The organism is Vibrio sp. B1ASS3 (assembly GCF_905175355.1).
Lineage (GTDB): Bacteria > Pseudomonadota > Gammaproteobacteria > Enterobacterales > Vibrionaceae > Vibrio > Vibrio owensii.
This window is the reverse complement of record NZ_HG992743.1, coordinates 1,368,950-1,382,046: the sequence shown is the minus strand read 5'-3', so window position 1 is coordinate 1,382,046 and position 13,097 is coordinate 1,368,950. Positions and strand designations below refer to the sequence as shown.

The 13,097-nt window shown below is 44.9% G+C and carries 12 protein-coding genes; 10 read left to right on the top strand and 2 right to left on the bottom strand.

Annotated elements, in window-relative coordinates; all coding sequences use genetic code 11:
* Nucleotides 1-102 precede the first annotated feature (102 nt).
* Nucleotides 103-2,439 carry a GGDEF and EAL domain-containing protein gene (locus tag KJB05_RS24490; protein WP_208445144.1) on the bottom strand — a complete coding sequence of 779 codons (2,337 nt, stop codon included), beginning with the start codon at nt 2,437-2,439 and terminating at the stop codon, nt 103-105.
* Nucleotides 2,440-2,944: 505 nt separating this feature from the next.
* On the opposite strand from KJB05_RS24490, the gene rbsD reads away from it, so the two are divergent.
* The 9 genes from rbsD (at nt 2,945) to KJB05_RS24445 (ending at nt 11,681) form a co-directional block, all read left to right on the top strand.
* Nucleotides 2,945-3,364, top strand: coding sequence for a D-ribose pyranase (rbsD, locus tag KJB05_RS24485; RefSeq protein WP_208445145.1), 420 nt, complete (start codon nt 2,945-2,947; stop codon nt 3,362-3,364).
* 24 nt (nt 3,365-3,388) lie between these two features.
* The gene (gene rbsA / locus KJB05_RS24480; RefSeq protein ID WP_208445146.1) at nt 3,389-4,894 is read left to right on the top strand and encodes a ribose ABC transporter ATP-binding protein RbsA; all 1,506 of its coding nucleotides are present in this window, start codon (nt 3,389-3,391) and stop codon (nt 4,892-4,894) included.
* Nucleotides 4,891-5,781 (top strand): ribose ABC transporter permease, encoded by an 891-nt coding sequence (locus KJB05_RS24475; protein ID WP_208445147.1) that lies wholly within the window; start codon nt 4,891-4,893, stop codon nt 5,779-5,781. The genes rbsA and KJB05_RS24475 overlap by 4 nt, the downstream gene beginning before the upstream one ends.
* Nucleotides 5,782-5,873: 92 nt before the next feature.
* On the top strand, nt 5,874-6,752 hold the full coding sequence (gene rbsB, locus KJB05_RS24470; protein ID WP_009704137.1) for a ribose ABC transporter substrate-binding protein RbsB: 879 nt from the start codon (nt 5,874-5,876) through the stop codon (nt 6,750-6,752).
* 204 nt (nt 6,753-6,956) lie between these two features.
* Nucleotides 6,957-7,874, top strand: coding sequence for a ribokinase (gene rbsK / locus KJB05_RS24465; protein WP_208445148.1), 918 nt, complete (start codon nt 6,957-6,959; stop codon nt 7,872-7,874).
* A 15-nt stretch (nt 7,875-7,889) separates the two neighbouring features.
* Nucleotides 7,890-8,903, top strand: coding sequence for a substrate-binding domain-containing protein (locus tag KJB05_RS24460; RefSeq protein WP_208445149.1), 1,014 nt, complete (start codon nt 7,890-7,892; stop codon nt 8,901-8,903).
* Nucleotides 8,904-9,404: 501 nt separating this feature from the next.
* Nucleotides 9,405-10,142, top strand: coding sequence for a nicotinamide riboside transporter PnuC (gene pnuC / locus KJB05_RS24455; protein WP_208445150.1), 738 nt, complete (start codon nt 9,405-9,407; stop codon nt 10,140-10,142).
* A 4-nt stretch (nt 10,143-10,146) separates the two neighbouring features.
* Nucleotides 10,147-10,878: a nucleoside phosphorylase gene (locus KJB05_RS24450; RefSeq protein WP_208445151.1), complete on the top strand. Its 732-nt coding sequence runs from the start codon at nt 10,147-10,149 to the stop codon at nt 10,876-10,878.
* Nucleotides 10,879-11,000: 122 nt separating this feature from the next.
* Entirely contained in the window at nt 11,001-11,681 is a 681-nt protein-coding gene (locus KJB05_RS24445) for a Crp/Fnr family transcriptional regulator (protein ID WP_208445152.1), read from the top strand.
* A gap of 76 nt (nt 11,682-11,757) precedes the next feature.
* Here the strand turns inward: KJB05_RS24445 and KJB05_RS24440 are convergent, their stop codons facing one another.
* A complete protein-coding gene (locus KJB05_RS24440) occupies nt 11,758-11,922 on the bottom strand; it encodes a DUF3012 domain-containing protein (RefSeq protein WP_078609721.1) in 165 nt (54 codons plus the stop codon).
* A 246-nt stretch (nt 11,923-12,168) separates the two neighbouring features.
* Here KJB05_RS24440 and KJB05_RS24435 point away from each other — a divergent pair, with 246 nt between their 5' ends.
* Nucleotides 12,169-13,077 (top strand): siderophore ABC transporter substrate-binding protein, encoded by a 909-nt coding sequence (locus KJB05_RS24435; RefSeq protein WP_009704145.1) that lies wholly within the window; start codon nt 12,169-12,171, stop codon nt 13,075-13,077.
* Nucleotides 13,078-13,097: the final 20 nt, after the last annotated feature.

The following is a 13,097-nucleotide window of genomic DNA, read 5'->3' as shown; positions in this document are numbered from 1 at the left end:
TAGGCTAAATAGTCTTTTGAGAACACAAAAAAGCAGCACACGCGGTGCTGCTTTTTTTGTTGGGTTTCAATTGCTCTGTAATGAACGATATAAGCCGTTAAGCTACGCAATATCAGAACGAGTGAAAGGTTGGTCGTTAGCTGATTTCCACCACTGATCAAGCTGCTCTTTGTTCATGGGCTTACCAAACAAGTAGCCTTGCATGAAGTCACAGCGATATGAAGATAGCCATTCGTGCATCACGTTATGCTCAATACCTTCTGCCGTTACCTTCTTATTTTGCGCATGGCACAGTTCAATGATTGGTTTGATAACGTGGCCGTTGTCAGTGTTCATCAAGGTGAGCAGAAATTCTCGGTCGAATTTGATTTTCTGAACGGGGTACTGAACCAATTGCGTTAATGAGGTATAACCTGAGCCAAAGTCGTCAATCGCCAGTTTATAGCCAAGTTGGGCTAGTTCATCGAGCAGAGCAGTACCTTGTTGGTCTGCGGCGAAGGTTTCTGTTATTTCCAACTCAATACAGTAAGGGGGCACACCGTTTTGCTTCGCTTTGTCGTGGATGAACTCGGCCATCGATAGGGAGTTCAGCTCTGCTGATGATAGGTTAATGGATAAAATGATGTCCTTGCCAAAAATACTCTTAAGCTGGTGGTATTCTTCCATTGCGTTCGCAAATACCCAGCGGTCGATTTTCTCGAACAACCCGGTTTGTTCCGCAATAGGGATGAATTCCTTCGGTGGAATTGAACCAATTCCTTCCGCTTCCCAACGTAAGAGAACCTCCAGCCCCTCGATTTCATTGGCGTGACTGTTCATGTATGGCTGGAAAACCAAATGGAATTCGTCTTCCACATTGGCTTTACGCAAAGCGCGTTCGATCTGGCTACGGCGCTGAGCTTCAATATTGAGCGCCGCGGAATAGTAGGCGTATCGGTTTTTTCCGCCGCGTTTTGCTTGGTACATCGCCGCATCTGCACTTGAAAGCAACTTGGCAATATCAGCGCCATCTCTTGGATATTGAGCAATACCAACACTTGCCGTCACCGGAAACGAATTTGTCGAAGATTGGCTCAGATTATGGATGGGTTTGAGTAACTCTGAAGCGAACATATCTGGTATGTCGGCTTTCTTTTGGTTTGTACTCAGTAGGATGGCGAACTCATCGCCAGACAAGCGAGCGCCAAAACAAGGGCTGTTGTGTTGCTGGGTAAACTTCTGACAGACGTTTTTTATGTGGCGAGAGAAGACTTGTAATAACTTGTCACCCAATTCGTGGCCGTATTTGTCGTTCACGTACTTGAAGTTGTCTAGGTCGATGTAAACAACCCAAAGTTGCTCAGAGGGATCGGCTAACTCGCGAGTTGCCAATTCATGAAAACGGTGACGGTTCGCGAGTTGAGTTAGGTGATCTGTTTCAGCCAAGTGCTTGGTTTTATGATAGATGTTATTGAGTTCTTCGTACATGTCGAAGAAGCGCGAAGAGAGGCGACCAATTTCATCATCACTGTTTAGCTTTTCAATATTAGTGCGCTTGTTTGCTTCTATTTCGCGCAGTTGTTTGTCCAGTTTCGATACCGGGCTGAGCACGTAACGATACAAGACTAAGACAATCAAAGTGATGGTACAAAACGATGCTATACCAAACGAAAGAGCCAGCTCCAACCAGACCTTATCGACCTTATTCCACATTAAATACTCTGCCGGTGACAAAATTGCGTGGAAATGGGGTAAGAGTTCAATAGTTTGGGCTAGGGGGATATCTAGGTGAATCGGTTTGTCAGAAAATGTGATGACACTGTGGGTATCAAATTCGATTTCGTGTTTAATGTCATTAAAAGCTTCGAGTGAGACGGAGACGACAACAAAGAATGCGTTGTGAGGATCAAAGCTGGGTGGGTGCTCGCCCGTTCGCTTATCAAACAGTTCGTACTGCAGGAGTATGCTTTGCCCACTTGAGTTGTAAATAAAGCCGGTATGGCTGGTTTTACCGTGCTGGGCATAGCTCTTTTCTACGTATTCGAGGATCTTAGGATCGACGCTGCCGTTGGACTCATAAAACTGATTCTCGGTGTAGTAGAGTAGGTGTTGGTCGCCATCCAGTATTGCCATGTTTGCATCGCCATTATAACCATGGCTTAGCACTTCCACTGTTTCATCCAATCGGTTGAATAGCTGTCGTTCTCGGTTCGGGTCTTCGTGGTTAACGAAGTAATCCTGTAAAACTTCACTTTTCCCTAGGGTATAGGCGTAACTGTTAAGGAAGATATTGGCTTGACGAAATTGTCCTGCGAGCTTCTCCATTTGCAGCTGAATGTAGCTGTCTTCTCGCTTGATCAATGTGACTTTTTGAATGCTATAAATGATGTAACTCGACACCAACGCGCTAATAAGAATGACTGGCGCGACAAGCAAAACAACTCTATTGCTTAGTTTCATTATGGTTCTTCAATTTCCGTTTGTGTCCCTACAAACGTTCCCTACTTAAAGGTTCCGAACGGATGACGATAGTATTTCTGTGTTTTTCAAATTGTAAGTGGGTGATTTTCGAAAGTCAGACACCCTTACTTAATTTGTGATGCTGTGTGCGGTTTTTTACGAGATTGACCAGAAGAAGTCTCAAACTTTAGACATATTTGTACCGTTTCAAAAGCTCAAAACACATTTGCAGGATGAATGTGCAAATGAGTAATACAGCTATGACAGTCTCCCTCTTATGGTTTTTTGTCTCATCGAAACGTTTCGATGGTGAAATGTGACCCCAATATCTTTTTCTTCATCACATAAGGTTCAATTACGGATCATTCTCACACCTTATCGATCTGTCACTAGCCAATTTTCATTGCCGTCCTATTATTGCATCGAAACGTTTCGATGAGTTTTCTGTCAATACTAAGAAATGAAACTCAAAGTTGTATGAACGTGTAACCGAAAGGTCGATGAGATGAAAAAAAGTACCCTAATTAACTCAGAAATTTCTTACTTGGTGGCGACGCTGGGTCATACCGACGAAATCACCATTTGTGACGCGGGTTTGCCAATTCCTGATCATGTACAACGCATTGATTTAGCGTTGACGCACGGAGTCCCTGGCTTTCTAGATACCGTTCGCGTGATTCTGTCTGAGTCCCAAATTGAAGGGGTCATCATTGCTGAAGAATTCGCCAAAGTTAGCCCAGTTCACCATGATGCTTTAATCACTGAGCTAACCAAAGAAAGTGAGCAAACAGGCAAACAAATCGCGATCAGCTATGTATCGCATGAAGATTTTAAAGCTCGCACAGAACAAAGCCGCGCTGTTGTGAGAACAGGCGAGTGCACACCTTACGCGAACGTGATTTTCCAAGCCGGCGTGGTGTTTTGAGCCACAACTAATTGAGGACAAATTATGACTCAAGCCATTCTACAACTGAGCGACATCGAGAAAGCGTTCCCGGGTGTTAAGGCGTTGGATAAAGCCAGCCTTAACGTATACCCAGGTCGTGTGATGGCGTTGATGGGCGAGAACGGGGCAGGTAAGTCGACCTTGATGAAAGTGTTAACGGGCATCTACCACATGGATGCAGGAAGCATCGAATATCAAGGTCAGCCAGCAGCGTTTAAAGGTCCACGAGACTCGCAAGAAGCCGGCATCAGTATCATTCACCAAGAATTGAACTTGATCCCGGAGCTAACGATTGCCGAAAACATCTATCTAGGTCGTGAGTTTACCGGCACGATGGGGCGTATTCAGTGGGGCAAGATGTATGAAGAAGCAGACAAGTTGCTTCAACGCCTTAACGTAAAGCACTCATCGAAAACGCTGCTTGGTGATTTGAGCCTTGGTGAGCAACAAATGGTTGAGATTGCGAAAGCACTGTCTTTCGAGTCCAAAGTCATCATCATGGATGAACCAACGGATGCGTTAACCGACAAAGAGACGGAATCGCTGTTTAAAGTGATTAACGAACTTCGAGACCAAGGCTGCGGCATCGTTTACATCTCACACCGCCTGAAAGAAATCTTCGAAATCTGTGATGACATTACTGTGTTACGTGACGGTAAGTTCATCGGCGAATGCCAAGTTAAAGACACCAACGAAGATGGACTCATCGAAATGATGGTTGGTCGTAAGTTGGAAGAACAATATCCACGTATCGATGTGACGCATGGTGACGTTTGTCTTGAAGTGATTGGTTTGACGGGTTCCGGTGTTCACGACATTAGCTTCACTCTTCAACGCGGTGAGATCCTTGGCGTATCGGGCTTGATGGGCGCAGGGCGTACTGAATTGATGAAGGTGATTTACGGCGCGCTACCAAGTGAGCGTGGCGTCATCAACTTAGACAACAAGACCATTAACCCGGTTAGCCCACAAGATGGTTTGGCGAATGGCATTGCTTACATCTCTGAAGATCGTAAAGGCAATGGCTTGGTGCTGGGGTTATCCGTGAAGGAGAATATGTCTCTGTGCGCACTGGATAAACTCACCAAAGGCTTCCAAATCCAACATGGCGAAGAAGTCGTGGCGGTGGAAGACTTCATCAAACTGTTCAACATCAAAACGCCGACTCGAGACCAAATCATTGGCAACCTTTCTGGTGGTAACCAGCAGAAAGTAGCAATCGCAAAAGGGTTGATGACCAAACCTAAAGTTCTGATTCTGGATGAGCCAACCCGCGGCGTCGATGTAGGCGCGAAGAAAGAAATCTACCAGCTAATCAACAAATTTAAAGCCGATGGCATGAGCATCATCTTGGTTTCTTCTGAGATGCCTGAAGTGCTAGGCATGAGTGACCGCATCATGGTGATGCACGAAGGTCGTATTACTGGCGAATTCGATGCGAAAGACGCCGACCAAGAAACATTACTCGCTTGTGCCGTAGGCAGAAAGATCAATGAGGAAGCAGCATGAGTACTAAGACCATGAGCAAACCAACCGAAGCGAACAGCAAAAAGTTGTTCACCAAAGAGTGGCTGATTGAGCAAAAGTCACTGATTGCACTGATTTTCTTGATTGTTGTTGTGTCATTCTTGAACCCGAACTTTTTTACGGTAGACAACATTCTTAATATTCTTCGTCAAACCTCAGTCAACGCAATCATCGCGGTAGGTATGACGCTGGTTATCTTGACTGCAGGCATCGACCTAAGTGTTGGTTCTGTACTTGCGTTATGTGGTGCTTTCGCGGCGAGCATGATTGCGTTAGAAGTGCCTGTTCTTATCGCGGTTCCGACAGCGCTGTTTGCTGGTGCGGCACTGGGTGCGATCAGCGGTATCATCATTGCCAAAGGTAAGGTTCAAGCCTTTATCGCAACACTGGTTACTATGACGTTACTACGCGGTGTAACCATGGTTTACACAGACGGTCGTCCTATCTCAACGGGCTTTACCGATACAGCAGACGCATTTGCATGGTTCGGTACAGGTTACGCACTTGGTATCCCAGTTCCTGTTTGGTTGATGGTGATTGTCTTTGCTGCGGCTTGGTACCTACTGAACCACACTCGCTTTGGTCGCTACGTGTACGCACTTGGTGGCAACGAATCAGCAACACGCCTTTCTTCCGCGCAGCCAACAGCAGGTATGGGTTACGAGCTAGATGCTATCGCAGCAGTGGTTCTTGGCGGCACCAGTTTGATGGGCGGTAAAGGTCGCATCATGGGAACCTTGATTGGTGCTCTGATCATCGGCTTCCTAAACAACGCGCTGAACCTACTCGATGTTTCTTCTTACTACCAAATGATTGCGAAAGCAGTGGTTATTTTGCTAGCAGTACTGGTAGACAACAAAAACAAGTAATTGATATTTAAAATAAAGAGCTCCACTAAATCCTGAATACAAATCGAGCCAGAGGACGTGTGCTGGCTCACCCTACACAAAGGACTAGAACGATGAAAAAACTCGCAACTCTTATCTCTGCTGCACTTCTTTCTTCAACTGTATCGGTAGCGGCGCACGCTCAAGATACAATGGCGATAGTAGTTTCTACACTGAATAACCCGTTCTTCGTAACGATGAAAGACGGTGCAGAAGCGAAAGCGAAAGAACTGGGATATGACTTGATTGTACTGGACTCGCAAAATGACCCGAGTAAAGAACTATCGAACATCGAAGACCTAACGATTCGTGGCGTAAAAGCGATTCTGATTAACCCAACAGATTCAGACGCTGTGTCAAACGCGATTCGTATGGCGAACCGTTCTAAGATCCCTGTGTTGACACTAGACCGTGGTGCAAGCCGCGGTGACGTAGTGAGCCACATCGCATCTGACAACGTAGTTGGTGGCGAAATGGCTGGTCACTACATCATGGAAAAAGTAGGTGAGAAAGCGAAAGTTATCCAACTAGAAGGTATTGCCGGTACGTCTGCGGCGCGTGAACGTGGTGAAGGTTTCATGACAGCAGTTAAGGGCAGCAACATGGAGCTACTAGCAAGCCAACCTGCTGATTTTGACCGTACTAAAGGTCTGAACGTTATGGAAAACTTGCTTGCAGCGAACCCAGACGTTCAAGCGGTATTTGCTCAGAATGATGAGATGGCACTTGGTGCGCTTCGCGCAGTTCAGGCATCAGGTAAAGACGTAATGATCGTAGGCTTCGACGGTACTGATGATGGTATCGCTGCTGTAAACCGTGGCAAGCTAGCTGCGACTATCGCACAGCAACCAGACCTTATAGGTGCTTTGGGGGTAGAAACTGCAGCGAAAGTATTGAAAGGCGAGAAGGTTGAGGAGTACATTCCTGTTCCGCTTAAAGTCGTGACTAAGTAAGTTTAGAGCCTGACTCAGTGATTCTTCTTTGTTGAAGATAACGGAATGACCCAATGAGTGTGTTGGGTCATTCCAAACAACGAAAGTGGTACGTTAGAAAATTAAAACTTACTGAATCGTAATACGCTTACGTTTTTTCAAAGAGCGTAAACCTATTACTCCTGTTCAAATATAAAGGGTTCAATCAGAACCGAGGATAACCGTATGAATAAGTTAGTGGTGTTAGGTAGTGTAAACGCTGACCATGTTCTTCAAGTGCCTTCTTTCCCTCGCCCAGGCGAGACGCTGCATGGTCGCAACTATCAAGTTATCCCAGGTGGCAAGGGTGCCAACCAAGCTGTAGCGGCAGCTCGATTAAACGCAGACATCGGTTTTATTGCGTGTGTGGGTGATGATTCATTCGGCATCAACATTCGTGAGAACTTCAAAATGGATGGCATCGACATCACTGGTGTGAAGATGCAGCCAAACTGCCCAACGGGCATTGCCATGATTCAAGTGGCGGATAGCGGCGAGAACAGTATTTGTATCTCAGCAGAGGCCAACGCAAAGCTGACAGCAGAGGCGATTGAGCCTGATCTAGAGCGCATTCGTCAGGCTGATTACTTGTTGATGCAACTAGAAACGCCAATGTGCGGTATCGAGAAAGCTGCGCGAATCGCGAAAGGTGCTAAAACCAACGTGATTCTTAATCCTGCACCAGCTCGCGAGTTGTCAGACGAATTACTGTCTTGCATCGATGTGATTACACCAAATGAAACGGAAGCGGAAGTGCTAACAGGTGTGACGGTAACAGACGATGACAGTGCACAAGAAGCGGCGAACATCCTGCATTCGAAAGGCATTGAAATCGTCATGATCACGCTCGGTGCGAAAGGAGTTTGGCTGAGTCAAAACGGTCGTGGTGAAATCATTCCTGGCTTCCGCGTAGAAGCAACAGATACCACTGCGGCGGGCGATACGTTTAATGGGGCATTAGTCACTGGTTTATTGGAAGACTTACCTTTAGAATCGGCGATTAAGTTTGCCCACGCAGCAGCAGCGATCTCAGTAACTCGCTTTGGCGCGCAAACCTCCATTCCAACCCGCAAAGAGGTTGAGGAGTTTCTGGTTAAAAACTAATTAAGGAGTAATAACATGGCAACGATGAAAGACATCGCAAAACTGGCAGGGGTTTCCACTTCAACTGTGAGCCATGTTATTAACAAAACTCGCTTTGTCAGCGAAGAGATCTCGGAACGAGTCAACAACGCTGCCAAAGAACTCAATTACTACGCGCCATCTGCTTTGGCGCGTAGTCTTAAAGTCAATCGTACCAAAACCATTGGTATGCTGGTGACTACCTCAACCAACCCATTTTTCGGTGAAGTGGTAAAAGGTGTTGAGCGCAGTTGCTACCACAAAGGCTACAGCCTGATCCTGTGTAACACAGAAGGCGATAACGAGCGAATGCGTGAATCTATCAATACGCTATTGCAAAAGCGCGTTGATGGCCTGATTTTGATGTGTTCATCGTTAGAGGGGGAGCGTATTGATGTATTCGAGCGCTATCCTGATATTCCGGTTGTAGTCATGGACTGGGGCCCAATGCTGTTCACCAGCGATAAGATCCAAGACAACTCACTTCGTGGTGGTTATCTTGCAGCTAAATACCTTATCGACTGCGGCCACCAAGAGATTGGTTGTATTACAGGTCCACTAATCAAGCATCAAGCGCAAATGCGTTACGAAGGCTACAAGCGAGCGATGATCGAAGCTGAGCTTGAATTCAATGCAAACTGGATTGTTGAATCTGACTTTGAATGTGAGGGTGGTTATCAAGCCTTCAAGAAAATGGCAGAACGTGGTCCGTTACCAAGCTCGATTTTTGTCTCCAACGACATGATGGCAATGGGCGTAATTAACGCGGCTAACGAGCTAGGAATTAAAATTCCAGAGCAGTTATCCATTATTGGCTACGATGACATCCATATCGCCAAATTCATGTCTCCATCTCTGACAACAATTCACCAACCGAAATACCGTCTAGGACAAGCCGCAGTCGAAACCTTATTGCGAAAACTGGATGATAAATCTGATGAAGCTCAGGTTGTACAGCTTGAACCTACATTGGTTGAGCGTAACAGTGTGAAGGTTGTGTCTAGTCAATAGCCCTCGCTTTCCGTTGTGACATTTTGCTAGAAATTAGTAATAAATTATTTCTCTTTGTATGAGAAAGGCTTAGTATTAACTTTCATTATAAATAGAAGTGTTAATTATATATTCGGTGGATTAGCAATATGTTGTCAAAGGGATACGCGAAGTTCTCGGTGAAACACCCTTGGTTTCATCGTTTGAATGTTACAGCGGTTGCGTTCATTTTTTTATTAAGTTGCTATCAACTATTAGTCAACGAAGCTTTTGAATTCTCAATCGGCTTTGTTATTACTCTTTTAGCAACATTACTCTTTGCTTCGGCATCGGCGTTTAAAAAACGTTATTCGGGTTTAGAGTCTTAAACCATTACTGCGTAGTGGGAACACTACAATATAAAACAATTATTGATCTGATTTATGATCGGATACATCAAAGGGAGGACAAATGTCCTCCTTTTTGTTTGCTGCGAGGCAATAAGATGAGCGCATCCCAAGCACAATAATAAAGGACATCTTCATGGACCTATTTGCCCTGTTAGACATCAACAACACCCTTGTTAATATTCCTATTGGTGATGGCTATGCAATGAGCTGGATCGAAGCGTTTGGTACGGTTTTCGGTCTGCTTTGTATTTGGTTTGCGAGCCAAGAAAAAACCATTAACTACTTGTTCGGTCTGCTGAACGTAACACTTTTTGCCGTTATCTTTTTCCAGATTCAGCTTTACGGATTGCTTCTGCTTCAACTTTTCTTCTTCTGCGCCAACATCTATGGTTGGTATGCATGGACAAGACCAAATGCACAAGGTGAGACACTTGAGGTTCGTTGGTTAAGCAAGCAGAAGCTGATCGCGACAGGTTCAGTAAGCATTGTTGCGATTGCGATGTTAACGATTTACATCGACCCATTCTTCTTTACGTTGGCTAACATTGCCGTTGATACGCTAAATGTGTTCGGTGCAGGTTTGTCTGAGCCAGTCTTAGAGCCAGATGCTTTCCCATTCTGGGATGCAACCATGACCGTGCTTTCTATCGTGGCGCAAATCTTGATGACACGTAAGTACGTTGAGAACTGGATTCTTTGGGTCGTAATCAACATCATCAGCGTTGGTATTTACGCGACACAAGGTGTGTACGCAATGTCGGTTCAATACGCGATTCTCATGTTCATCGCAGCAAACGGCACAAGAGAGTGGGCACGTAGCGCAAAACGCAACTGTGAGAAGACCCTAACTCAAGCGACAACTCAAGGTTAAGCCAATGATGAAACAACCTCATATTGGCGTAGATAGCACCCAAATAGCACCTCGAGTGATCGTCTGTGGTGAGCCAGACCGAGCAAACCGTATTGCCACGTTGTTTGATAACGCAGAATTGGTCTCTGAAAACCGTGAGTATCGAGTGTTTACGGGAACATACCGAGGTCAACGAGTATCTGTTTGCAGTACAGGTATCGGAGCACCTTCGATGATCATTGCCGTTGAAGAACTAAAACAGTGTGGTGTGACAGACGTGATTCGAGTGGGTTCTGCTGGCGCAATGCAATCCAACATCCAACTTGGTGAGTTGATTGTGGCTGAAGGCGCAGTAAGAGACGAAGGTGGCTCGAAAGCGTACGTTCGCTCTTCGTATCCGGCTTACGCAAGCTTTTCGTTACTGAAAGCGCTGGACAGCTATCTAGCCGAAAAAGAGGTGCGCTATCATTTAGGTGTGGTTCGCTCCCATGACAGCTTCTATACCGACGACGAAGAAGCGATCTGCGAGTACTGGAGCAAGAAAGGTATTCTCGGTGCGGATATGGAAACCTCAGCTCTGTTTACTGTCGGTCGACTGCGTGGTCTGAATGTCGCTTCCATCTTGAACAATGTGGTTTTGTATCAGCAGGATGTGAAAGAAGGCGTAGGGCAGTACGTCGACGAAGCGCAAGTGATGATGGAAGGGGAGCGTTTAGCGTCTTACGCTGCTCTTGAAGCCTTAATTACACAGAGTTAACCAGATCACAGCTTAGTCAATTTTATAAGCGGCACCTTGGGGTCGCTTTTTTATTGGCTGTCATCAAACGATTCTAGCGAGTACAATCTATTTGAGATTGTTGTCATTAAAGAGAAACTCACGTGAAAATAAGCCCTTATCCGACTGGACGTTTCAAAAGCTTTCTAGAACAGAAAAGTGCTGAGTTTCGTGACTTAATCTATCAATGCCAAATCGGCAGTCGATACTTTGACTCTGGTGAAGAGATCCTTCGCCAAGGTGAACAACTTCAATATCTTTATGTTGTGCCAGTTGGTCGAGTTTCGATGAGCATCATTGCAGCTAATGGACGACGTTTCCAGCTGGGCGAAGCCAATTGCGATTATCACATCTATGGTGAAATGGAGTACTTCACCCAAACGCCTTGCCAATGGAATGTGGTAGCTGATGAACACATGCAAGTGGATATCATCTGTATTCAAAAACTGGCTGAGGCGTTGCATCAACAACCTGACATGATGTTCTTCTTTGCCTCTGCTTTGGCGGAGGATTATCAGGATTCAATGGACATCTACACCAATCGCTTGTTACACCCAATTACTTACAACATTGCTTATGATTTGTTGGTGCAAAAACAGACCAATACCTTGTTGGGGGGATTTGGCAAAGTAAACCAAGAAGCCGAAAGATTTGGCACTTCCGGGCGTGTTTATCGCCGAGCGGTGAAAGATTTAATGGACAAGGGTTTGATTAGAAAGGGTGAGCAAGGGCTAGAGATTGTTGATGAACTTGCACTGAAAGCGTTTCTTGATGCCTATGAATAGCCCGCACGATTCCATTTTAAAAATAAAAGCTGCGGGCTATCTGGTTTATCTGTTAATCAATCAGAATACTGTGTGTTTATTCTGATTTAAAAACACAATTTTTAGCAAAATCAGACGCTTCGTTAGCGGTCCATTCGCCTTTTGGTTTTTCTTTCATGTCGTTACACCACGCTTCACTGCCCACCTCTGTACAAGCCATCAGTTGCGCTGCGACAAAAACCATTAATGCTAACTTCTTCATTTTCTAATCCTTTTTGATAAGACTTGTTTTGAAGTATAAGCACTCGATCACGAGATAAACATGAAAATTATTATTTTGCGCTTACCGTCTCAAATCCGATATAGGTACAGTGTAATTTGTTGATTTATTAAGCCAATTTAGAAGTGTAACGAATGTAAAGTTATTAAATAATCGGTTGAATGCCTATGTGAGTAACGATATATTGCGAATGCGCATGATAACGGATCTCATTTAAGGTTTAAAATAATGGAAAAACTCGTCAGTGCGGCTCTTGTTTCGCTGCTCACAATCTCACCTGCTTTTGCTGCAACCGTCAAAATCGATCACTACATGGGAACGACAGAAGTCGAACAATCACCAAAGCGTGTTGTTGTGATTGGCTTTGGCCCTCTTGATATGCTCGATAGCTTTAATATCGACCCTGTTGCAGTCTCGAATGCCTCGCATCTTCCTAAATACTTATCGAAATACAATAAAGACAATTACACCTCTGCTGGTAGTTTGTTTGAACCAGATTTCGAAACCATCTATATGCAAAAACCAGATTTGATTTTGGTTGGTCCTCGTGGTTCATCGAAATACGATGAGTTAAGTGAAATTGCACCAACAGTCGTTTTTGCATCAGGAGAGAAAGAAGATTACTGGCAGGGCACAAAAGCACAATGGCGTAATCTTGGTAAGATCTTCAACATAGAGGATAAGGTTGAGCAAAAGATCGAAAACTTGGATGCACAGTTCAAGGCGATTCGCGAATACAACCAAACCAATAATAATGATGCGCTCACGATTTTGAGTATCGGAGACAACATCAGTGCATTCGGTGCGAAGTCTCGTTTTGGCGCGATTTACACAGATTTTGGCTTTACTGAAACAGTGAAGAACCTCAAAACAGGCACGCACGGTGACGTCATTTCTTACGAGTTTATCCGCGAAGCTAACCCGAAAAATATTCTAGTCATTGATAGAAACTCACTTCATGCAAAGTCTGACAATGACCTCGCTAAAGCGTTGGATAACGATTTGGTTAAAGCAACTTCGGCTTACAAGAACAAGAAAATTACCTTCCTAGATGTTGATGCTTGGTACTTAGCAATGTCTGGCGTAACCGCAACGGAAAAGATGGTGAGTGAAATCAAACACACGATCGATCTGTAAAAAGCTAGCTGAGGTTAACT

Excerpts from the sequence above, each read along its gene's own strand:
- KJB05_RS24490 (WP_208445144.1), bottom strand. The coding sequence starts at position 2,439 with ATGAAACTAAGCAATAGAGTTGTTTTGCTTGTCGCGCCAGTCATTCTT.
- rbsA (WP_208445146.1), top strand. The coding sequence starts at position 3,389 with ATGACTCAAGCCATTCTACAACTGAGCGACATCGAGAAAGCGTTCCCG.
- pnuC (WP_208445150.1), top strand. The coding sequence starts at position 9,405 with ATGGACCTATTTGCCCTGTTAGACATCAACAACACCCTTGTTAATATT.
- rbsK (WP_208445148.1), top strand. The coding sequence starts at position 6,957 with ATGAATAAGTTAGTGGTGTTAGGTAGTGTAAACGCTGACCATGTTCTT.
- rbsB (WP_009704137.1), top strand. The coding sequence starts at position 5,874 with ATGAAAAAACTCGCAACTCTTATCTCTGCTGCACTTCTTTCTTCAACT.
- KJB05_RS24475 (WP_208445147.1), top strand. The coding sequence starts at position 4,891 with ATGAGTACTAAGACCATGAGCAAACCAACCGAAGCGAACAGCAAAAAG.
- KJB05_RS24460 (WP_208445149.1), top strand. The coding sequence starts at position 7,890 with ATGGCAACGATGAAAGACATCGCAAAACTGGCAGGGGTTTCCACTTCA.
- KJB05_RS24435 (WP_009704145.1), top strand. The coding sequence starts at position 12,169 with ATGGAAAAACTCGTCAGTGCGGCTCTTGTTTCGCTGCTCACAATCTCA.
- KJB05_RS24450 (WP_208445151.1), top strand. The coding sequence starts at position 10,147 with ATGATGAAACAACCTCATATTGGCGTAGATAGCACCCAAATAGCACCT.
- KJB05_RS24440 (WP_078609721.1), bottom strand. The coding sequence starts at position 11,922 with ATGAAGAAGTTAGCATTAATGGTTTTTGTCGCAGCGCAACTGATGGCT.
- rbsD (WP_208445145.1), top strand. The coding sequence starts at position 2,945 with ATGAAAAAAAGTACCCTAATTAACTCAGAAATTTCTTACTTGGTGGCG.